The 20,161-nt window shown below is 45.0% G+C and carries 14 protein-coding genes; 10 read left to right on the top strand and 4 right to left on the bottom strand.

The features are described from left to right. Positions 1-106: 106 nt before the first annotated feature. From AC23N5_RS26100 to AC23N5_RS26070, 7 genes are all read left to right on the top strand, one after another. Positions 107-2,272 carry a DUF5916 domain-containing protein gene (locus tag AC23N5_RS26100; RefSeq protein ID WP_487757794.1) on the top strand — a complete coding sequence of 722 codons (2,166 nt, stop codon included), beginning with the start codon at positions 107-109 and terminating at the stop codon, positions 2,270-2,272. A 31-nt stretch (positions 2,273-2,303) separates the two neighbouring features. Further along, the gene (locus AC23N5_RS26095; RefSeq protein WP_472486967.1) at positions 2,304-2,987 is read left to right on the top strand and encodes an HAD family hydrolase; all 684 of its coding nucleotides are present in this window, start codon (positions 2,304-2,306) and stop codon (positions 2,985-2,987) included. 10 nt (positions 2,988-2,997) lie between these two features. Then, positions 2,998-5,331, top strand: a complete 2,334-nt coding sequence (locus tag AC23N5_RS26090) for a TonB-dependent receptor (RefSeq protein WP_487757793.1) — start codon at positions 2,998-3,000, stop codon at positions 5,329-5,331. Between the two features lie 237 nt (positions 5,332-5,568). After that, the gene (locus AC23N5_RS26085; protein WP_487757792.1) at positions 5,569-6,189 is read left to right on the top strand and encodes a TetR/AcrR family transcriptional regulator; all 621 of its coding nucleotides are present in this window, start codon (positions 5,569-5,571) and stop codon (positions 6,187-6,189) included. 100 nt (positions 6,190-6,289) lie between these two features. Then, positions 6,290-7,111 (top strand): DAPG hydrolase family protein, encoded by an 822-nt coding sequence (locus tag AC23N5_RS26080; protein ID WP_487757791.1) that lies wholly within the window; start codon positions 6,290-6,292, stop codon positions 7,109-7,111. Between the two features lies 1 nt (position 7,112). Then, complete coding sequence (locus AC23N5_RS26075) at positions 7,113-8,462, top strand: FAD-binding oxidoreductase (protein WP_487757790.1); 1,350 nt, start codon at positions 7,113-7,115, stop codon at positions 8,460-8,462. A 52-nt stretch (positions 8,463-8,514) separates the two neighbouring features. Continuing rightward, on the top strand, positions 8,515-14,172 hold the full coding sequence (locus AC23N5_RS26070) for a tail fiber domain-containing protein (RefSeq protein WP_487757789.1): 5,658 nt from the start codon (positions 8,515-8,517) through the stop codon (positions 14,170-14,172). A 61-nt stretch (positions 14,173-14,233) separates the two neighbouring features. Here the strand turns inward: AC23N5_RS26070 and AC23N5_RS26065 are convergent, their stop codons facing one another. Together AC23N5_RS26065 and AC23N5_RS26060 are read right to left on the bottom strand one after the other, a co-directional pair. Further along, positions 14,234-16,018, bottom strand: a complete 1,785-nt coding sequence (locus AC23N5_RS26065; protein ID WP_487757788.1) for a MutS-related protein — start codon at positions 16,016-16,018, stop codon at positions 14,234-14,236. Positions 16,019-16,053: 35 nt separating this feature from the next. Further along, complete coding sequence (locus AC23N5_RS26060) at positions 16,054-16,353, bottom strand: muconolactone Delta-isomerase family protein (protein ID WP_487757787.1); 300 nt, start codon at positions 16,351-16,353, stop codon at positions 16,054-16,056. 138 nt (positions 16,354-16,491) lie between these two features. Between AC23N5_RS26060 and AC23N5_RS26055 the strand changes: the two genes are divergently transcribed. Then, the gene (locus AC23N5_RS26055; RefSeq protein WP_028527196.1) at positions 16,492-17,019 is read left to right on the top strand and encodes an acyl-CoA thioesterase; all 528 of its coding nucleotides are present in this window, start codon (positions 16,492-16,494) and stop codon (positions 17,017-17,019) included. 23 nt (positions 17,020-17,042) lie between these two features. Here the strand turns inward: AC23N5_RS26055 and AC23N5_RS26050 are convergent, their stop codons facing one another. Then, positions 17,043-17,330 carry an ATP-dependent Clp protease adaptor ClpS gene (locus AC23N5_RS26050; protein WP_028527197.1) on the bottom strand — a complete coding sequence of 96 codons (288 nt, stop codon included), beginning with the start codon at positions 17,328-17,330 and terminating at the stop codon, positions 17,043-17,045. 104 nt (positions 17,331-17,434) lie between these two features. Between AC23N5_RS26050 and AC23N5_RS26045 the strand changes: the two genes are divergently transcribed. Further along, positions 17,435-18,904 carry a sodium:solute symporter gene (locus AC23N5_RS26045; protein ID WP_487757786.1) on the top strand — a complete coding sequence of 490 codons (1,470 nt, stop codon included), beginning with the start codon at positions 17,435-17,437 and terminating at the stop codon, positions 18,902-18,904. Positions 18,905-18,924: 20 nt separating this feature from the next. Next, the gene (locus AC23N5_RS26040) at positions 18,925-19,641 is read left to right on the top strand and encodes a LytR/AlgR family response regulator transcription factor (protein ID WP_183978636.1); all 717 of its coding nucleotides are present in this window, start codon (positions 18,925-18,927) and stop codon (positions 19,639-19,641) included. A 50-nt stretch (positions 19,642-19,691) separates the two neighbouring features. Here the strand turns inward: AC23N5_RS26040 and AC23N5_RS26035 are convergent, their stop codons facing one another. After that, the gene (locus AC23N5_RS26035) at positions 19,692-19,988 is read right to left on the bottom strand and encodes an HU family DNA-binding protein (RefSeq protein ID WP_028527200.1); all 297 of its coding nucleotides are present in this window, start codon (positions 19,986-19,988) and stop codon (positions 19,692-19,694) included. Positions 19,989-20,161: the final 173 nt, after the last annotated feature.

The following is a 20,161-nucleotide window of genomic DNA, read 5'->3' as shown; positions in this document are numbered from 1 at the left end:
AGTAAAAAACGCAGCATTTTATTTTTTCATTTTGTGCGGCTTGATGGTCTCCATTAAGCCGCACGCTTTTTCATTGATTTCAACCTATCTATCCAAACTTCAGACCATGTATCGGTTTTTGTGCTTACTGCTTTGTTGCACTTCTCTTCTTACGTTTGCCCAAAAGAAAAACGAAAAATTTCAATACCACATTTTTGAAGCCAAAGGGGCTATTAAAATCGATGGCCTAGAAAATGATGCCGCTTGGCAACAGACAGAGCTGGCGAAAGATTTTCACATGGTGACTCCCATGGACACAAGCCTAGCGCGCAACAAAACCGAAATGCGCCTCTGCTACGACCAACATAATTTATACATCATTGCGGTTTGCTACAAGGCGGTAAAAGGCTCTTTTGTGGTTGAATCGTTAAAACGGGACTTTAATTTTGGGCTCAACGATAATTTTTTTGTGGTGCTCGATACGTTTGAAGACCTCACCAATGGCTATTCGTTTGGGGCAAGTGCCGCAGGGGCGATTTGGGACGGACAAGAGGCTGATGGAACGATGATAAACCTTAACTGGGACAATAAATGGCATTGTGTAACGCGCAACTATGAAGATCGCTACGTGTGGGAAGCGGCTATTCCGTTTAAAACCATTCGCTATCGCCCCGATAATTTACGCTGGGGTATTAACGGCAGTCGTTTGGACTTGGCGACCAATGAAAAATCGGCGTGGGCGCCCGTTCCGCGTCAGTTTCAATCGGCCAATTTAGGATATGCTGGGGTATTGGTGTGGGATAAGCCTTTGCCACCTGCTGGAAAAAATATCTCTTTGATTCCTTACGCTTTGATGAGTATTTCTAAAAATCAATTAGCAAAAACACCAACTGACTTTAAGCCAAATATTGGTGGTGATGCTAAAATTGCCCTCAACTCATCGCTCAACTTAGACTTAACTGTGAATCCTGATTTCTCTCAAGTGGAAGTGGACGTGCAGCAAACCAACCTCGATCGTTTTGAGTTATTTTTCCCCGAACGGCGTCAGTTTTTCCTTGAAAATGCGGATTTGTTCGCCAACTTTGGTTTTGCCACGTTGCGGCCTTTCTTTTCCCGTCGGATTGGACTTGGCGTGCCGTTGTTATTTGGAGCACGTTTGAGTGGGAAATTGGATAAAAATTGGCGAATTGGTGTGTTGGACACGCAAACCAAAGAGGACGGGGCAACACCCGCCCAAAACTTCGCGGTGGTGGCCTTGCAACGCAAGGTGTTTGCTCGCTCGAACGTAGGCTTGTTGATGGTGAATAAACAGTCGTTAAACCTCGATGAAAGTGTACATAAAGGCGCATCGGCGTTTAATCGAAACGTAGGAGCCGAGTTTAACTTAGCCTCGGCCAATAACATCTGGACGGGGAAAGCCACCGTTTTGAAATCATTCAGTCCAAACGTTTCGGGTAATGACGTGGCTATTGCGAGTATTTTGAACTATAACAAAGCCAATTTCTTTTGGCAATGGCGCCAGGAATATGTGGGAGAAAATTACAATGCCGAAGTAGGTTATGTCCCCAATGCCGCCCGTCGTGGGTATCAGATGATGGCACCAAACGTGGGGTATTTGTTTTTTGTAAACTCCCCGCTACTAATCAGCCACGGGCCTTTATTACAGTCAACGTTGTTTTGGAACAAATCAGGCCGTTTGACAGATAACGAGACGTTTATGGCCTATAATTTCAATTTTCGCAACCGTGCAATAGGAATGGCGTGGGTTGCTACGAATTATGTGCAACTTCTGGCGCCTTTTGATCCAACCAACACGGGCCGTGAAAAATTGGCTGCAGGGACTAAACATTATTGGAATTCTTTTGGAACAGAGTTTACGTCAAGCCCTCGAAACCGATTTACGTATTCGTTTGCAACGCGCTATGGTGGCTTTTATGCCGACGGAACGCGCCTCAATTTAAGAACCACGCTGGGCTATCGTTTTCAGCCGTACGTCGCTACCAAGTTTTCGGTGGATTACAACATCATCAACGTACCTTATTTGCAAAAACCTGTGGAGTTGTTGTTGTTAGGGCCACGGGTGGATGTGACATTCCGCAACAATCTTTTCTGGACGACTTTTGTGCAATACAACAATCAAGCAGATAATGTCAACCTAAACACGCGTTTGCAGTGGCGTTATCAGCCTGCGTCTGATTTGTTTATCGTTTATACCGATAATTATTTGCCCGAAAATCTCATGGTTAAAAATCGAGCCTTGGTGCTCAAGCTGACGTATTGGTGGAATATCTAATGGTTGTGTATTTTTGCAAAAAAATACGTAAATGAGCATAAAAGTTGTAGCGTTTGACGCGGATGATACATTGTGGGTAAATGAGCCTTTTTTTTACGAAACAGAAAGAAAACTCTGTGCCTTATTGGAGGATTATTTACCCCACCATACAGTTTCTCAAGAGTTGTATCGAATGCAAATTCAGAACCTTCCGTTGTATGGGTACGGGGTGAAGAGCTTTATTCTGAGTATGATAGAGATGGCCATGTCGGTGTCGGAGAAAACCATTAGTTTAGACGTCGTTGAAAAAATCATTGGACTTGGCAAAGAAATGCTCGAAAAACCGATTGAACTTCTGGACGACGTTGAACATGTTTTACATTCGCTTTCGGGGCGGTATCGGCTGGTGGTGGCCACCAAAGGCGATTTGCTAGACCAAGAACGAAAATTGAAGAAATCGGGCTTGGAACATTATTTTCACCACATCGAAATCATGAGTGAAAAGCGTGAGGTCGATTACCGCAAGCTCATCAAACACCTCGACATAGCACCCGAAGAATTTGTCATGATTGGTAATTCACTCAAGTCTGACGTATTGCCAGTTTTGACCATGGGAGGACACGGTTTTCACGTTCCGTTTCATACGACTTGGGCTTTTGAACAAATCGACCATCGTATCGAACATGCTAATTTCAAGGAGTTTACTTCATTGAAAGAAGTGCTTGCGCATTTGTAATGTAAAAGCAATGGCTAAAAGATACTGGTTGGGCATAAGTTGTCTATTTCTACTGCAATGCTGGTCAATGAATGGTTGGGGACAACATATTTCTCAAACCATTAAAGGTCAGGTTATTGATGCAGAATCTAGGCAGCCTTTGGTGGGAGCGAGTGTGGTGGTAGCCTCAGTTCAGCCGTTGTTGGGGGCGCAAACGGATGTCAATGGTTTTTTCAAAATTACGGGCGTCACCCTGGGGCGTCATACGCTAAAAGTATCTTTTTTGGGGTACGAAAATGGCCTCATTCAAGAGCTAGTTGTGGGGGCTGGAAAGGAGATTGACCTTACGATTCGGCTGACGGAGTCGCTTCAGCAATTGGAAACGGTTACGGTCAAAGCATCACCGCAAAACGGAACTGCGCTGAACGAAATGGCTACAGTTTCGGCACGGTCGTTTTCGGTAGAGCAGGTCAAACGATACGCGGCAGCCATCAATGACCCCGCGCGTATGGCGCTTACTTACGCAGGAGTGGCCAACAATAATGAACAAAGCAATGCGCTCATTATCAGAGGAAATAGCCCAAAAGGTGTATTGTGGCGGATGGAAGGTGTGGAAATTCCGAACCCAAATCATTTTGCCGAAGAAGGGGCAACGGGAGGAGGAATTAGTGCTTTGAGTGTCAATATGTTGAGCAACTCCGACTTTTTTACGGGGGCATTTCCAGCCGAATACGGGAATGCTACTTCGGGGGTTTTTGATTTAAAACTACGCAAAGGAAACCACGAAAAACGCGAATATTCGGTGCAGGTAGGGGTACTGGGAGCGGATATTGCCGCTGAAGGCCCTTTTAAGCCGTCGGGGAAATCTTCTTATTTGGTGAATTACCGCTATTCGACCCTCGAAATGATCAAGCGGGCGGGCATTGAAATCATTGGAGATGCAGCGCCAGATTTTCAAGACGGGGCGTTTAAATTCTTTTTCCCGACTTCTAAAAACAGTACTTTGTCGTTGTGGGGAATGGGAGGACTGAGCCGACAAATTCGCCGCCGTACCACCCAAAATGATGCGTTTCATTCTGACCGTGCGGTAGTTGGGTTGAACTATACGCACTTTTTATCTAACCAATCGTACCTAGATGCAACGCTGAGTTGGGCGGCTAATCGGCAAACGTACGATGCGACTCGTTTGCAACAAATTTACGTTCGAAAGGAAGATTTTACGAACCAAGCCTACCGCCTTTCGTTGCAATGGAATCATAAAATCAACGCGCAGCATTCACTTCGCACGGGGTTGATTGTAAGTGATTTGAGGTTCGTTTTGCTCAATCAGACCATTGATGGGCCACGCCTTAGTACGACGGTCAACCAGCGCGGTGAAACCTCACTTGTACAGGCGTACGGTCAATGGAAATTTCGTGCTTCACCTACTTTTACGCTGACTTCAGGGCTTCACGCGACTCGGCTGGGAGTCAATGGCCAAACTTCTGTTGAACCTCGGGCGGGATTTCGTTGGAATGTTTTGCCCCGCCATGCCTTGACGGCGGGGTTGGGCATACACAGCCGAATCGAAGCGCTATCGACTTATTTTGCGGAAGTTAAAAGCACCAATGGGGCAACTACCCAAGCCAATAAAAACTTGGATTTGATGAAATCAGCGCATTTTGTGTTGGGGTATGAATTTCGTCCGCGTGAAGATTGGCGCTGGCAAGTCGAAACGTATTACCAGCGTCATTTTGACGTTGCCATTGGAACTGCCTACGCTAAAACCATTTTTTTACAAACGGAATCCATGCTCAATTTGATGGATGGCTACCTCACCGATTCGTTGGTAAGCACAGGCACAGGGCGGAATTATGGCATTGATTTCACACTAGAGAAGTTTTTGACAAATGGCTTTTACTTTATTCTCACCTCGTCGGTGTACCAAGCCAAATACACTGCCCGCGATGGCATTGAACGCAATAGCCGTTTTAATGGCAATTTTGTGCAGAATATTCTTTTGGGTAAAGAATGGAAAATGGGAAAAATGAAAACCAATACGTTGGCCGTCAACATCCGAAGCCTGTGGGCGGGTGGCAACCGTTACGTTCCGATTGATTTAGCACAATCCCAAAAACGTAACGCGACTGTCAGGGTCTATGAGCGCTCTTACGAGGAGAAACTGCCCAATTATTTTCGATTCGATACCCGCGTTAGCTTTACCAAAAACCGCCGAAAAACCACATCAACACTCTCACTGGATGTTCAAAATGTCTTCAATCGGCTCAATTTATACCAACCTTTTTACGATACTGCCACCAAAAGCTTGCAGTTTGATACACAATTGGGTCTAGTGCCGATTCTGAATTGGCGAATTGAATTTTAGGGGCTTTTTCTGGTCATCCTTTGGCGCGTGCAGGTTGGGTTGTGAGCAACCCTTGGTACGGGAAAAAGCGGGTTGTGAGCAACCCTTGGTACGGGAAAAAGCGGGTTGTGAGCAACCCTTGGCACGAGAAAGCAGGTTGTGAGCAACCTGCTGCACGGGGTGAAAAAATATTTTTTGGGCAAAAAATTGGAAGTAAATATTTTTATAAACAATTTTGTCGAGAAAAAGAAAGAGTAAATGCCAAAAATCGACCACGATACCAAAGACCGTATTTTAGCTGCTGCTGAAAAAGTATTTCATGCCAACGGATTTAAAGGGGCGCGAACCTCGCTCATTGCGGAAGAAGCGGGTATCAGTCGGACAATGATGCACTACTATTTCAATTCTAAAGAAGAACTATTTCAGGAAGTGCTAAAGCGGTCGGTTGGGGTGGTCCTCGAACATGCCCAAGGAGTTTTGAACCAGCCCCGCGACCTGAAAGAAATGGTGAACGGTTTGATTGATTTGTTGTGCGATGTTTGTGCGTTAAAGCCTGGCTTGCCGACTTTCGTGGTCAATATTTTTAATGAATCGCCCGAAATTGCGTATTTCATGGCGATGGGGCAGTCGGATGAGCTTCCAAAAGTGCTGGATCGGTTGCTGGAGGAGTCAAAACAGCAAGGAACGGTACAGGCGGACATCACGGGCGAACACCTAATGCTCCATATATATGGCTTATGTTCAATGGCTTACTTGGCGCATAATTACATCAAAGCCAAAGAAAAACGTAGCGACGAAGCAATGGCTGCTTTTTTGGTGGAGCGTAGGGTACAAATCAAAAGCTTTGTGTGGCATGCCCTTGGTAATCAGGGAATGTAAGCACTTGTGAAGGGTGTTGAATTGAAAAAGGCGTTTCGCCTTATTTTTTGCGATTTATATAAACAATTTTGTTGAACTAAAATGTATAAAATAATTTAACATGACAACCCACGCTACCTACATGGGGTACCGAACGGACGATTTCGAACATCCCTTTGCTAAGTTTTTTAACGATATGATTGCTTCAATTCCTGCCAATGTAGCTGCGGCATTGGAACACGCCTTGCCCTCGTCGGAAGCATTGGATTTTGAGGAGGTGACCAAAATGGCAAACAAGGGCTACGATTTGGTTGAAAATGGGTACTTCATGCTGCCTGACGGCGGGCTACACGTGGCCGTGCTAACCCCTATGCTGCACGTAACACCTCCCATGTGGGACTGGTGGTTTGGCTGGCACGGTTGCCAAGATAATCGCTATAAATTATGGCATCCAGCTGCCCACAAATCTGCTCGCTGGGAAGATGGGCGGGACGATGAAGCGTACATCGGTCGTACGTCTATCATTGAAGAGTACATTGGAACCTCCCTCGAAAAAGCAGCTATTCAGTTTGTTCATCCCACTGCATTGGGATTTTCGGAGGAGCAGATTGCCGATAAGGATGAAGTGGTGTATATCTGCGCACGTTTGGGGTATCCGCATTTGCCCGTTGATTTTGGTTGGCTAGTACACCAGGTTCGCAAAACTGCCGTTGGTGCCGAAATGCGTTCGCGGTTCTGGATGGGCGGAAAACACATTCAGTTGAGGGGAGAAAACAAGTTGGTTCAACTGGTGTCAGCAGTTTTGCCAAAAATTGCGCATCTGCCTGAACGTCAGGCGAAGGACTTATTGCAGCATTGCTCCGAAGAAATGAATCATTTGGCCAAAATCTTGCCCGACTTATACCACGAATTTCACGAATCCAACCCTTTAAAACCATTTTAACATGAAACCAATTGCTATTTCAGGAGATATTATCCAACAAGGAGACAAAGGCTTTGATAGGGCCATTATGGATACCCTTTTTAATCAATGGGAACCAGGCCGCCGCCCCGATATGATGGTAACCCCCAAAACCATCGACGACATTATTGACACCATTCATTACGCTCGGAAAGAAGGAAAACACATTAGTATTTGTTCGGGAGGGCACAGTTGGTCGGCCAACCACGTTCGGAACAACAGCGTGTTGATTAACATGCGAAAATTTGATGCGTATGAGGTAAACCGTGAGGCGATGACGGCCAAAGTAGGGCCAGGGGTAGGAGGAAGTACGTTGCTGACGGCCTTGTTTGACCAAGACTTGTTTTTTCCTGCGGGGCACTGCAAAGGTGTATGCGTAGGCGGTTATCTGCTTCAAGGAGGCTTTGGATGGAACGGACGAAAGTTGGGTATGGCCTGCGAAAATGTCATTGGAATTGACGTGGTTACGGCCAATGGCGACTATGTTCATGCCAACGAACACCACAATTCGGATATTTATTGGGCAGCGCGGGGTTCAGGCGGGGGATTTTTTGGCGTAGTAGTGGCGTTTCATTTACGGCTTTTCAAGAAGCCTGCCTATTGCGGGTCTATTACCCACGTTTTTGATATTCAGCACCTTGAAGATGTGTTTCGGTGGGCGCACGAAATTGGGCCGAGTGTGCCTGATGCCGTCGAATTTCAGTTGCTCACAAGCCGTAAAGTTTTGAAGTTTTTGGGGCCAGGTATAGAGGCTGTTGCGCCTATTTTTGCCGATACCAAAGACGAACTCGATGAGGCCAAGGCGTTTATGTTGAATAGTCCCATTAAGCAAAAAGCATTTTTCAAAACGCCTTATTTGAAAGCCAATATGTCGTCGATGTATCGTTTTGTGATGACACATTACCCCGACGACCACCATTGGGGAGTCGATAATATGTGGACCAAAGCTTCCATCGACGAGCTTATGCCTTATTTGAAAGGTATGGTTGAAACCTTGCCACCTGCGCCTTCGCACATGTTGTGGCTTAATTGGTACCCGCCAAAGCGCCTACAAGACATGGCGTATTCGCTGGAAGATAACATTTACATTGCCCTGTACGGTACATGGAAAGACGCAAACGACATCCCAAACTACGGCAGTTGGGCCAAAGGATGGATGGAAAAAGCCAATCACTTGTCCACAGGAATTCAGTTGGCCGACGAAGGGCTTCACCAGCGGATGGCTCCTTTTGTGGCGGCGGATAATCTAAAACGCCTCGACGAAGTACGTGCCCTACGTGATCCGAATGGATTATTTAACCCTTGGCATAGTCGCCCTACGCTGACTTTATAACAAATTCCACACCTTTATTTTTTGTTCCACCACCTCTTTACTACACATTGTTATGAACTCACAGGTTATTTTGCGCCGCGCTTATGCGCTGGCGGTTGCATTGATTTTGTCTTTACTTATTGGAAATAAAACGGTTTATAGTCAGTCGGTTACTTTTACGCCTAATGGGGTGTGGTTGCCAAGCATGACTTCCAACGAACGTATCACAATGCCCGTTACGATGGGGCAATTGGTTTTCGATACCAACACGAAGTCGATTTGGTACCACACAGGTGTGGGAGGAGATTGGAAAGAATTGATAACGGTCAAACCGTCGGCGGATAATTTGGGAAACCATACGGCGACTCAAAATATCAACGTCGGAGATTACTTCTTGTCGCCCGATGGTTTAGATCGAGGCTTAAAAGTAGGTCGCGAACAGCTGTTGTTGCAATTGCCCAAACCGCGTTTTCAATTGGGAACAAACTTGGCGACAAATTCACAAATAAATTTTGCCAACTACACCCGTAATTGGGCCATAAGCACCTCCCAAGACCGATTTGAAATCGTGGACTCGACTTTTCAAACGCGCCCATTTATCATTGAAAAAAATGCGTTTCATAACATGTTGTATATTCAGGAGGATAAAATTGGGATTGGAACCAGTTCGCCTCGCGAAAAGTTAGACGTGGCGGGAAAAGTAAAAATGAATGGTTTCCAGTTGCACAATGGCACCAATACAGCAGGGTTTGTTCTGCAATCGGATGCGGGAGGGAACGGAACGTGGGTAAACCCAGCGGCGGCAGGTTTTAACTATTGGACGGTTGCCAACGGGACCATGTTTCCGAATCAAAATGTGAACGTGGGGATTGGAACGGAAGCGCCTAGCTCAAAGCTAGAGGTGAATGGGAAATTGAAAGCGACAGAAGTAGAAATTGCTTCAACGTTGAAAACGGCTTCCATAGAAACATCAGGTACGACGAAAACGACGAACTTCCAGTTGACCAACGGCGCGACGAACGGCTACATTTTGCAGTCGGATGCCAACGGAAATGCAAGCTGGAAAAGCCCGTCAAGTTTGCCAATTAGCTTTTCTGAGAGCGACCCCAAAGTGGGCTCATCGAGCAGGAATAGTGTGCCGAAGTGGAATGGCACAAAGCTGACGGACGGAACAATGGTGGACAACGGTAACATCGGGATTGGGGTAACGTCGCCGACGAATAAATTGGAAGTAGCAGGTACGACAAAAACGACGAATTTGCAACTGACCAATGGCGCGACGAACGGTTACATTTTGCAGTCGGACGCGAGCGGAAATGCGGTTTGGAAAGACCCTTCAAGTTTACCGATTAGTTTCAGCGAAACCGACCCGAAGGTGGGAGCGTTGACCAACAATGCGTTACCGAAATGGAATGGTACGAAGTTGACCGACGGGACAATGGTGGACAACGGCAACATTGGGATTGGGGTAACGTCGCCGACGAATAAATTGGAAGTCGCAGGTACGACAAAAACGACGAATTTACAATTGACCAACGGCGCGACCAACGGTTACATTTTGCAGTCGGACGCGAGCGGAAATGCGGTTTGGAAAGACCCTTCGAGTCTGCCGATTACTTTTAGCGAAACTGACCCAAAAGTAGGGGCGTTGACCAACAATGTGTTACCGAAATGGAACGGCACGAAGCTGACCGACGGGACAATGGTTGACAACGGAAACATTGGGATTGGGGTAACGTCGCCGACGAATAAATTGGAAGTAGCAGGTACGACAAAAACGACGAATTTACAATTGACCAACGGCGCGACGAACGGTTATATTTTGCAGTCGGACGCGAGCGGAAATGCGGTTTGGAAAGACCCTTCAAGTTTACCGATTAGTTTCAGCGAAACCGACCCGAAAGTGGGAACGTTGACCAACAATGTGTTACCGAAATGGAACGGTACGAAGCTGACCGACGGGACAATGGTTGACAACGGTAACATCGGGATCGGGGTAACGTCGCCGACGAATAAATTGGAAGTAGCAGGCACGACAAAAACGACGAATTTTCAACTCACCAACGGCGCGACGAATGGATATGTGTTACAATCGGATGCGCAGGGAAATGCGGTTTGGAAAAACCCAACGTCGTTAGGAATAACTTTTACGGAAACTGACCCGAAAGTAGGAAGCCAATTAATGGATTATGTGCCAACTTGGGATGGAACCAAATTGGTAAAAGGGGGGATTTTTGATGATCACCGAGGAAAAATAGGAATTTTAAACGATGACCCTAAAGCCCCCCTGTCGGTAGGAAAAAGCTACACCACCAACTTAGATGCCATCACTTATTTTAACACTTCCGAGAACAAACCAGTAGTCATTGCCAGTATTGATAACGCAACTCCTGACAATAATAAAGGTATAATGATAGGAGAGCAGGGAAACGAAATTCAAGGCCGTTCAGGTAATAATTTGACCACAAATGGTGATTTGATTTTGAATGCTTACGATGGAAATGTCGGTATTGGAACAACCACTCCTACCAGTAAATTGGATGTAGCGGGCAAAATAAAATCAACGGACTTTCAGTTGACCAACGGTGCAACCAACGGTTATATTTTGCAATCAGATGCGACTGGAAATGGGATTTGGAAAGACCCGTCGAGCTTGTCGATTAGTTTTAAAGAAACGGATCCGAAAGTGGGAAATCAGTTGACTTATTTTGTCCCAACTTGGAATGGAACCCAATTGGTCAAAGGAGGTATTTATAGCGATGTTTACGGAAATGTAGGTATTTTGAATACAGCCCCCCAAGCGCCTTTTTCGGTTGGCGAAAGTTACACAACCAATTTAAATGCAATAACTTACATCAATACCGCAGGAAATAAGCCCGTGGTGATTGCCAACATTGACAAAGCCACTCCCGCCAATAACAAAGGGTTGTTGCTTGGGGAGCGTGGAAACGAAATACAGGGGCGTGCTGGAAATTCTTTGATTACAAATAGCGATTTGATTTTAAACCCTTATTCAGGGAATGTTGGGGTTGGTACATCTTCACCTACGGCAAAGTTGGAGGTGAATGGAAACGCAAAAGCAAAAAGTATTCAATTGAGTGATGGTGCTCAAAACGGCTACATTCTTCAGTCGGATGCCAATGGAAATGCAAGTTGGGCAAACCCTTCTGCCTTGTCGGGTGGAAGCACTTCGTGGACTAAAAATGGAAATAACCAATACTCTAATGTGACTGGAAATGTGGGCGTTGGCGTAGGGACTCCTTCGCAAAAAATCCACCTAAGAGGGAATTTACTGGTTGAGCACGGCCGACTTCTGACCTATGATTCGGGAAAAAATGTCTATGTGGGAGAAGAAGTTGGAGGCAGCGATACAACATACACGAAGGGCCAACACAACACAGCAATAGGAGCAAACGCATTTCAGAACAATACAACAGGGAACAACAACGTAGCAGTAGGTAGAAAAGCGTTACAGAGTAATACCACAGGAACCTTCAATACATCAATAGGGACCGAATCCCTGAACTCGCTCGTAGGAGGAGGCTTCAACGTTGCGATAGGACCCTATTCTATGGTAAACAATGTTGACGGGAATGAAAACGTTGCGGTAGGAAACTGGGCTGGGTTTAGCAACAAAGGAAGTGGAAACGTCTTCCTTGGAAACTCCGCAGGCTCGTCTGAAACAGGCAGTAATAAGCTCTATATTACCAACACCAGCACCTCTACTCCGTTGATTTACGGTGATTTTTCTAAAAAAAGACTGGTAATTAATGACAGCCTTGAGGCAAAAAGCATCAAATCTACGGCGTTGCAGCTTACCAACGGAGCCAATGTGGGCTACCTGCTTCAATCCGATGCGAGCGGGAAAGCATCGTGGGTAAATCCCTCAACGTTGCTTAGTGGAAGCAATACTTGGACTAAAAATGGTACGAATCAATACGCCAATCTCACGGGGAATGTAGGGATAGGGGTGAGTAATCCTACCCAAAAACTTCAAATAAGGGGTAATTTATTGGTGGTTCATGGACGGTTGCTGACGTTTGATTCGGGAAAAAATGTCTATGTGGGAGAAGAAGTAGGAGGGGCTGATACGACTTATACTACTGCGCAAGACAACACCGCACTGGGAGCGAACGCATTTCAATACAATACGGGAGGTAATAGTAATGTCGGTATTGGGCGAAAAGCACTTCAAAAAAACACGACTGGAAACGCTAATACGGCGGTCGGAATTGATGCTTTACTCAACAACATTCAGGGGTCGAACAGCGTAGCTTTGGGGGCGTATGCCTTGATAAGTAACCCGGCCGGTGAAGACAATACTGCAGTTGGTTTTTCCGCAGGGTTTGCCAACAAAGGAAGTGGGAATGTTTTTATAGGCAATTATGCAGGTGCTGTCGAAGCAGGAAACAATAAACTTTACATTGCGAATGGGAAGGATACCCCACCGCTTCTGTATGGCGATTTTGCTACGAAAAAATTGGTGGTTAACGATAGTTTAGAAGCTAAATTTTTGTCGGTGAAAATGCCCAATGCCGGTTCCTATTTCCCCAACGCAACTATCAAAAATCAAAGCGTTGTGACCCAAATTCATGTAGGAAATAATGCCAATCCCAAAACACGATATTACGATAAAACAAATTCACCTTCCAGCTTTTTTGACCTAGGAATCAATGCTTTTAACTACTTTTCGGTGGATTATAACGAGGCAACGAAATTCGCGGTTCTTCCCAATGGAATGGTCGAATTGTCAAACAACCTAAAAACATTTGGAAAGTGGATTTCCTCAGACGGTGACAATGAAGGGATAGCGGTTACTAATCAAGGGAATGTAGGGATAAATGAAGTTAACTCAAACGTCACATTTACAATCAAAAGTAAAATGACAACGGGAGGGCTGTTTTCGATAAAAGATAACAACGAGGACGAGAAATTCTACATGTCTATTAAAGGAAATGCTGGCATGGGAACGTCAGATTTAAGCAAGGCAAAGCTCTCCATCGTTGGTTCACAACTCAGCAATCTAAGCTACGGTTACTTGAATAACAATGGCTCGACGGGTTCGGCAAACAGCACTTCTTATTATTCGCTTTATACGTCAGATCGCATTGCGGCCAGTGAATTCAATGCCTTCTCTGATGCCCGTATCAAAGACATCAAAGGAAAGACAAACAATACTGCTGACCTCGAAACCCTTTCTAAAATCGAAATTACGGACTACCAATTCAAAGACAAAATTGGGAAAGGGAACGGCCATCACAAAAAAGTGATTGCTCAACAGGTAGAAACGGTTTACCCACAGGCGGTTAGTAAAACCACCGATGTCATTCCTGACATTTATCGGTTGGCCAACATCCAAAACAGCTTTGTCGAGTTGTCCAACCACCAGCTTACGGTTGGGGAAAAAGTGAAACTCATTTTTGGAGAAAAGCAGGAAGTATTTGAGGTGGAGGCAGTGAATGAAAAAGGGTTTAAAATAAAAAATAACGGTACATCGCTCGTAGCCGCAACTTCGGTGTTTGTGTATGGCCGAGAGGTATCGGATTTTCGTTCGGTGGACTATGAAGCGCTTAGTACGCTAAACATGTCGGCAACGCAGGCGTTATTGAAGCGCATTGAGCAACTCGAATCCGAAAACACACACTATAAGAATGAATTTAAGTCGTTTCGTACGGAGTTGGAGCAATTAAAAGCGGCCGTGACGGGAACAAACGAAACTAAAGGAAAATAGTGCGTCGGGGTGGTCACATATGTGCGTCGGGGTGCTCACACCCCGACGTCCCCAGCGTCCCTCAGGGAATTTCAATTCCAATTTGTCGCATCAATGCTGTCGCGTTAAATTCACGACAAACCCCTTCTTTCAACTGATAGTCGAAGTGTAATTTGCCTTCGGTGAAGGTAGAATAAAAACTGTAATTATGCGCAAACTGCCCTTCGTTGGCCATGTCGCCTAGCTCAATGTCGTGGGTAGAAATAAACCCAGCGGCTTTTTGCAAATGAAGCTGGCGAATCAGTGCCTCAGCGCCTTTGTGACGGTCAACGGAGTTGGTCCCCTTTAATATTTCGTCCAAAAAGTAAAAAACAGGAATGGGCGAGCTTTCCGAAAGTTTGAGTAAAGTCTGTAAACGCTTTAACTCGGCATAAAACGAAGAGGTATTTTCTTCCAGCGAGTCCTGCGTTCGCATACTGGTAAAAACCTGAAGAATAGCGCTCGAAAACTGTTCGGCACAGACGACTGAGCCCGACAGCGCCAAAATGGTATTGACGCCAATGGTGCGTAAAAAGGTGCTTTTTCCTGACATATTTGAACCCGTAATAATGGCCGTTTGGCCCAAACCTTGTAGTTCAAAGTCGTTACAAACGCGCTTGTCAGCCGCAATCAGCGGATGGCCGACGTGCTTGGTTTTGATGTAAAACGATTCGGTAGAAAGTTCTGCAAACGGGTACGACGGATTAGAATAAGCAAAGCCTGCGAAGCTACTTAGAGCTTCAAACTGACCCAGTACGTGAAACCACCGTCCAAGGTCGTCTTGGTGGCGCTTTTTCCACACTTCGAGTTGGGTCATCCATTGCAAATCCCACAATGAAGGCAGGCCAATGGCCAGCATAAAGTACGGATTCAACCGAAAGTTGAGGTTTTCGGTCATTTTGGCAAGCTGCTGAATACTTTTGGAGGCGGGGATGCCCGTGGTAAGTTGACTTTTGAGTTGTCGTAGTTTAGCGGACTCAAACGACTGTTTTTCAATTTTTTCAAACAAAGCCGCGTAAGCTTTCAAGGTTCCGACAATTTGCTCCGATTGCTCCGCATACGCCTTGACAGAAGCGTTGAGTTTGCTTAAAATAAACCCGTGAAAAAGCAATACGGCGACGATAACCAACCAAGGGATAAGCCCCAAAGAAGCCGCAATAATCCCCGAAATTGTCAGGATGGGCAACCACCTAAAACGCTTCCAGCGAAGTATGGATTCATTTTCGCCTGCTTTGAGCCAAAGTGATAAAAATTCGGTGGACTGAGAAATTTGTTTTTCGAGGGCGGCGGTAGCTTCAAACTCTTGCCGCCAGTCGAGTAGGGGAGTAAGCTCGGCAATGGCCAACTGACGAACCGTAATTTCGATGGGGTCGGCGGGAGCAAGTAACCAATGTGCCAAGGTTTTCATCCCCACTTTGGTATGCGCCCGATTGACGAGTTTAAAAAGTGAATGTTTGCCAAAAACATCCAAATCGTAAGCATACGGATGGTTGGGCGGAGCAAACTCTTCTCCCGTTTCTTTTCTCAAAAAAGAAAGCGACAACCTTGCCGTTTCTTCTTTGTTGAGCTGAGTTAAAATCCGATAAAGATGGAGAAGTCGGGAGGTTTTTTGGTGTTTGCGCAGTACAATCGCAAATAAAACCAACCCTAAAAACCCGATGGAAAAGGCAAGCGTAAGGTCACTTTTTGAAAACCACCAAACAGCGGCGGCTGCCAAGATAAAAATAGCAAGTCGAGCGGTGGAAAGTTGGTTATAACGGCGCTGGATTACTTCGGTTTGTGCTTGAAAAACGGCTTGTCGTTGGGTGTAGATTTCGGAAGGATTCACGGCTGAATTTTTTCCCAAAGGTACACATCTTTCGACTAATTGAGCGAAAACATCGGGAGTTTTACGGCCGTTGCGGTATTATTAAACATCAATTCCGAAATCGTGGGCTCCATAAAATCAATCAACGGAAACTGCGAAAGAATTTCCAAAACGTGCAATTCGGTGTCGGCTTTGATAACGCACCAAAGCTTGGTCCGATCGGACGAAAGGGCGTACGACGTAATTTTTCCCGTCTCCATCAAATGATTGATTTTTTGACGTTGACGCGGGATTTTCGCTAAAAACTCCTTCGTCATTTCGTCAGGGAGGGTAAATTCTACCATGAATTGACTCATAATCCTAGAATGTTAGATTACCGAAATAACAGCCAATATACTGAAATGGTTCGGAAAGTTGTGGTTTGAGAGTTTAGAATTACTTTTGTTGCCTGTATTACATTCGACAATCAACATTCTAAATTCGACATTCCAATTATGCCTCTTCCCAAAAAAGCCAGCGAGTCACACACCATCATGACCGAAATGGTATTGCCCAACGATACCAATACCCTCAACAACCTCATGGGAGGGCGGTTGCTTCATTGGATGGACATTTGTGCGGCAATCACTGCCCAGAAACACGCGCATCGAACAGTAGTGACGGCTTCGGTTGACAACGTATCTTTTGCCGAGCCGATCAAGTTAGGAAACATCGTAACGTTTGAGGCGCAAGTTACCCGTGCCTTTACGTCGTCGATGGAAGTTCACATCAAAGTAAGCGCCCAAAACCTTTCAGCGGGAGAGGCGGCTGTGCATACCAACTCTGCTTTTTACACTTTTGTAGCGGTTGACCAAAGCGGGCGACCCATCGAAGTTGCGCCCGTGATTGCTGAAACAGAAGAAGAGCAAAGCTTTTTTCAGAGCGCGTTGCGTCGTCGGCAATTACGGTTGGTTTTGGCAGGGCGAATGAAACCCAGTGATGCCACCGAATTGAAAGCACTGTTTGGAGAAAGCGGCGAATAAGAAGTAAAGAAAAGGCAGAATTACTAAAGTATTTCTGCCGAAATACCACGGCGACAAATCTCTTGGCGTTTGGGCACCAGCTCTTCCCAAGAACCATTTTTTACGCGGCATTTGCCTTTGTAATGAATGATAATGGTACACTGTTCTGCTTGTTCGGGGGTATGTTCGCAAACATCCATGAGGGTTTCGATCACCCAATCAAATGTATTCACCTCGTCGTTGAAAACCACTAGACTATAAAGGTCGGTTTCCACTACTTTTTGCTCTACTTCTTCGACTACATCGACTTCGGGCATTTCAAACAGTTGCATGTGCAAAGATTTGTATAGTTAATGAACTGATATAACAAATTTACGAAAAATCGTATAGGTTTGCAAAAGGTATAAACACATTCTAACCTTATTTGTTCCATTCTATGAGTCCATATGTAGCTCTTATCATTCTCGTCATTTATTTTGCAATGCTCATTGCAATCTCCATTTATACCTCCAAAGGGGCAGACACCAATACTTTTTTTACAGCTAATAAGCAGTCACCGTGGTATTTAGTCGCTTTTGGGATGATTGGTACCTCTTTATCGGGGGTCACGTTTATTTCTGTTCCTGGGGCGGTTGGAAAAATTCAATTTTCCTATTTTCAAGTTGTCCTTGGATATATTCTGGGATATATATTTATCGGAACCGTGCTTATGCCACTCTATTATCGGCTGAATCTGGTTTCTATATATACTTACCTCGAACAACGTTTCGGCAAGTGGGCGTACAAATCTGGGGCTGCTTTTTTCCTGCTTTCGCGCACACTCGGCTCGGCAGTTCGGCTGTACGTAGCGGCGCAAGTTCTTCAATTGGCCATGTACAACGGCCTTGGGATTCCCTTTGAAGTATCCGTTTTGATCACAATTGCACTTATTTGGGTTTATACTTTCAAGGGTGGGGTCAAAACCATTATTATTACTGATACGCTCCAAACGACGTTTCTGATTACGGCGGTCGCGCTCACCATTTACTTAGTTTCGGGCGAGCTGAATTTTTCTTTTGGAGGAATGGTATCTGCAGTGGCTGATAGCGAATATGCACGCATTTTCTTTTTCGATGACCCAAATGACAGTAAATATTTCTGGAAACAATTTTTGTCGGGGGCGTTTATTGCCATTACCATGACGGGCATGGACCAAGATTTGATGCAAAAAAACCTGACTTGTAAAAACATCGGTGAAGCCCAGAAAAACATGTTTTGGTTTACCATTACATTGACCTTCGTCAACCTGATGTTTATGAGCCTTGGGGTGTTGTTGTATTTTTATGCCCAAGCCAAAAATATTCCCTTGCCAGAACGTACCGATGAGCTTTATTCGATGTTGGCTTTGAATCATTTTGGTGTAAATGAAGGGACTGCGGGAGTTGTGGTGGCAATTACGTTTTTGATTGGGATTACGGCTGCTACCTATGCAAGCTCGGATTCGGCACTTACGGCCCTGACAACGTCTTTTTGCATTGATTTTATGAACGTAACCAACAAACCCGAAAAAGAACGCGCGCGCATCAAGCACTGGGTTCACATTGGGTTTTCGTTGTTGTTTTATGTGGTCATTGTACTTTTCAACCAACTCAACAGCAAAGAAGTAATTACGGCTATTTTTGACATTGCTGGCTATACCTATGGGCCGTTGCTGGGCTTATTTGCATTTGGGCTATACACCAAACGTTCGGTAAAAGACCGCCTGACGCCCATCGTTTGTGTCTTGGGGCCGATAATTACGTACGTGCTCAATCAAAATTCGGAGGCATGGTTTGATGGGTACAAAATTGGTTTTGAACGGCTTATGCTGAATGGTGCAATTGTATTTTTAGGTATGCTATTGATTTCAAAACCAAAAGAATCGTAATTTTAAAGAAAAATTCGTTCATGAAAATCAATACACTGGTTGTTGATGATGATATAAACTGGCAAAAAATCATTGGGAAATTTGTACAAATGCACCCCAATTTGGAGCTTGTGGGCGTGTGTGGGTCTGCGATGGAAGGCTACAGCAAAATGAGCGATGTCGAAGTCGATTTGCTGATTTGTGACATTGAAATGCCCGAAATGTCAGGCTTAAGCTTTGTAAAAAGCATCCGCCACCGCCCATTTGTTATATTTGTAACAGCACATCGTGACTATGCCTTGGATTGTTATGAGGTATCGCCAGTGGATTTTTTGCTAAAACCGCTTGAATTAGACCGCTTTTTGAAGGCGATTGAGAAGGTAAAAGAACGTTTTGTGAATGTGGAAGACGCCAGCCACGTTGAGCCTTACTTCTTTGTTAGAGAGAATTCTAGTTACATACAAATCGCCTACAAGGAGGTGCTCTACATGAAAGCACAGGAAAATTACCTGCAAATTGTGACAAAGCAGGCGTCATACTCTCCGATTGTGTCTATTTCAAAAATGGAGGAGCAACTTCGTAGCGAGGTATTTATGCGGGTGCATCGTTCCTATTTGGTCCATCGTTCGGCGATTCAGGTTATTACAAAAAACGAAATTGTTTTAACCTCTGGCGATTCAATACCGATTGGGGAGCAATACCGCAACCAAATTACGCGCAAACACATTGAGGGAAACCTGATAAGTCGTATCCTATAACTGCGGCACAAAGTAGAAGGGTGTTGGCAATTGCCAACGCCCTTCATTTGTTATAGGCTAGGCTCAAGGAGGCTTTTTTTAACTTCTTCAATAAAAATTTTTGAAGGCTTAAAAGTAGGGTATTCGTGTGCTTCTACCTCAACAAGGGTATTCCGTTTTACATTGCGCGCCGTCCGTTTTGCACGGTGTTTGTTTTGGAAATTGCCAAAACCGCGCACATAAATAATTTGGTGTTGGCTCAGTGAGTCTTTGATGACGTCAAACATCGCATCGAGCGTTGTCTCTACTTCGGTTTTGGTACGGTCGGTTTGTCGATAAATACGCGTTACCAATTCTGCTTTAGTCATTGTAATGGGTTTTTAGGTACAAAAATCATTTCGCATAAGAGTTTCAATAACCGTCGATGTGAGATAACTAAGTACCCTTGCCGAAAATCGGCGGCACTATCAGTACAACAAAATTATATTCCAAAAATAGTATTTTAAAGTCCGATTCCAATTTTTTTATGAAAGGGGTGCAT

Source organism: Runella sp. R5_40 (genome assembly GCF_057652295.1).
This window is presented reverse-complemented; position numbering and strand designations above follow the sequence as displayed.

Excerpts from the sequence above, each read along its gene's own strand:
- AC23N5_RS26090 (WP_487757793.1), top strand. The coding sequence starts at position 2,998 with ATGGCTAAAAGATACTGGTTGGGCATAAGTTGTCTATTTCTACTGCAA.
- AC23N5_RS26085 (WP_487757792.1), top strand. The coding sequence starts at position 5,569 with ATGCCAAAAATCGACCACGATACCAAAGACCGTATTTTAGCTGCTGCT.
- AC23N5_RS26060 (WP_487757787.1), bottom strand. The coding sequence starts at position 16,353 with ATGAGTCAATTCATGGTAGAATTTACCCTCCCTGACGAAATGACGAAG.
- AC23N5_RS26080 (WP_487757791.1), top strand. The coding sequence starts at position 6,290 with ATGACAACCCACGCTACCTACATGGGGTACCGAACGGACGATTTCGAA.
- AC23N5_RS26040 (WP_183978636.1), top strand. The coding sequence starts at position 18,925 with ATGAAAATCAATACACTGGTTGTTGATGATGATATAAACTGGCAAAAA.
- AC23N5_RS26070 (WP_487757789.1), top strand. The coding sequence starts at position 8,515 with ATGAACTCACAGGTTATTTTGCGCCGCGCTTATGCGCTGGCGGTTGCA.
- AC23N5_RS26075 (WP_487757790.1), top strand. The coding sequence starts at position 7,113 with ATGAAACCAATTGCTATTTCAGGAGATATTATCCAACAAGGAGACAAA.
- AC23N5_RS26095 (WP_472486967.1), top strand. The coding sequence starts at position 2,304 with ATGAGCATAAAAGTTGTAGCGTTTGACGCGGATGATACATTGTGGGTA.
- AC23N5_RS26055 (WP_028527196.1), top strand. The coding sequence starts at position 16,492 with ATGCCTCTTCCCAAAAAAGCCAGCGAGTCACACACCATCATGACCGAA.
- AC23N5_RS26100 (WP_487757794.1), top strand. The coding sequence starts at position 107 with ATGTATCGGTTTTTGTGCTTACTGCTTTGTTGCACTTCTCTTCTTACG.
- AC23N5_RS26045 (WP_487757786.1), top strand. The coding sequence starts at position 17,435 with ATGAGTCCATATGTAGCTCTTATCATTCTCGTCATTTATTTTGCAATG.
- AC23N5_RS26050 (WP_028527197.1), bottom strand. The coding sequence starts at position 17,330 with ATGCAACTGTTTGAAATGCCCGAAGTCGATGTAGTCGAAGAAGTAGAG.
- AC23N5_RS26035 (WP_028527200.1), bottom strand. The coding sequence starts at position 19,988 with ATGACTAAAGCAGAATTGGTAACGCGTATTTATCGACAAACCGACCGT.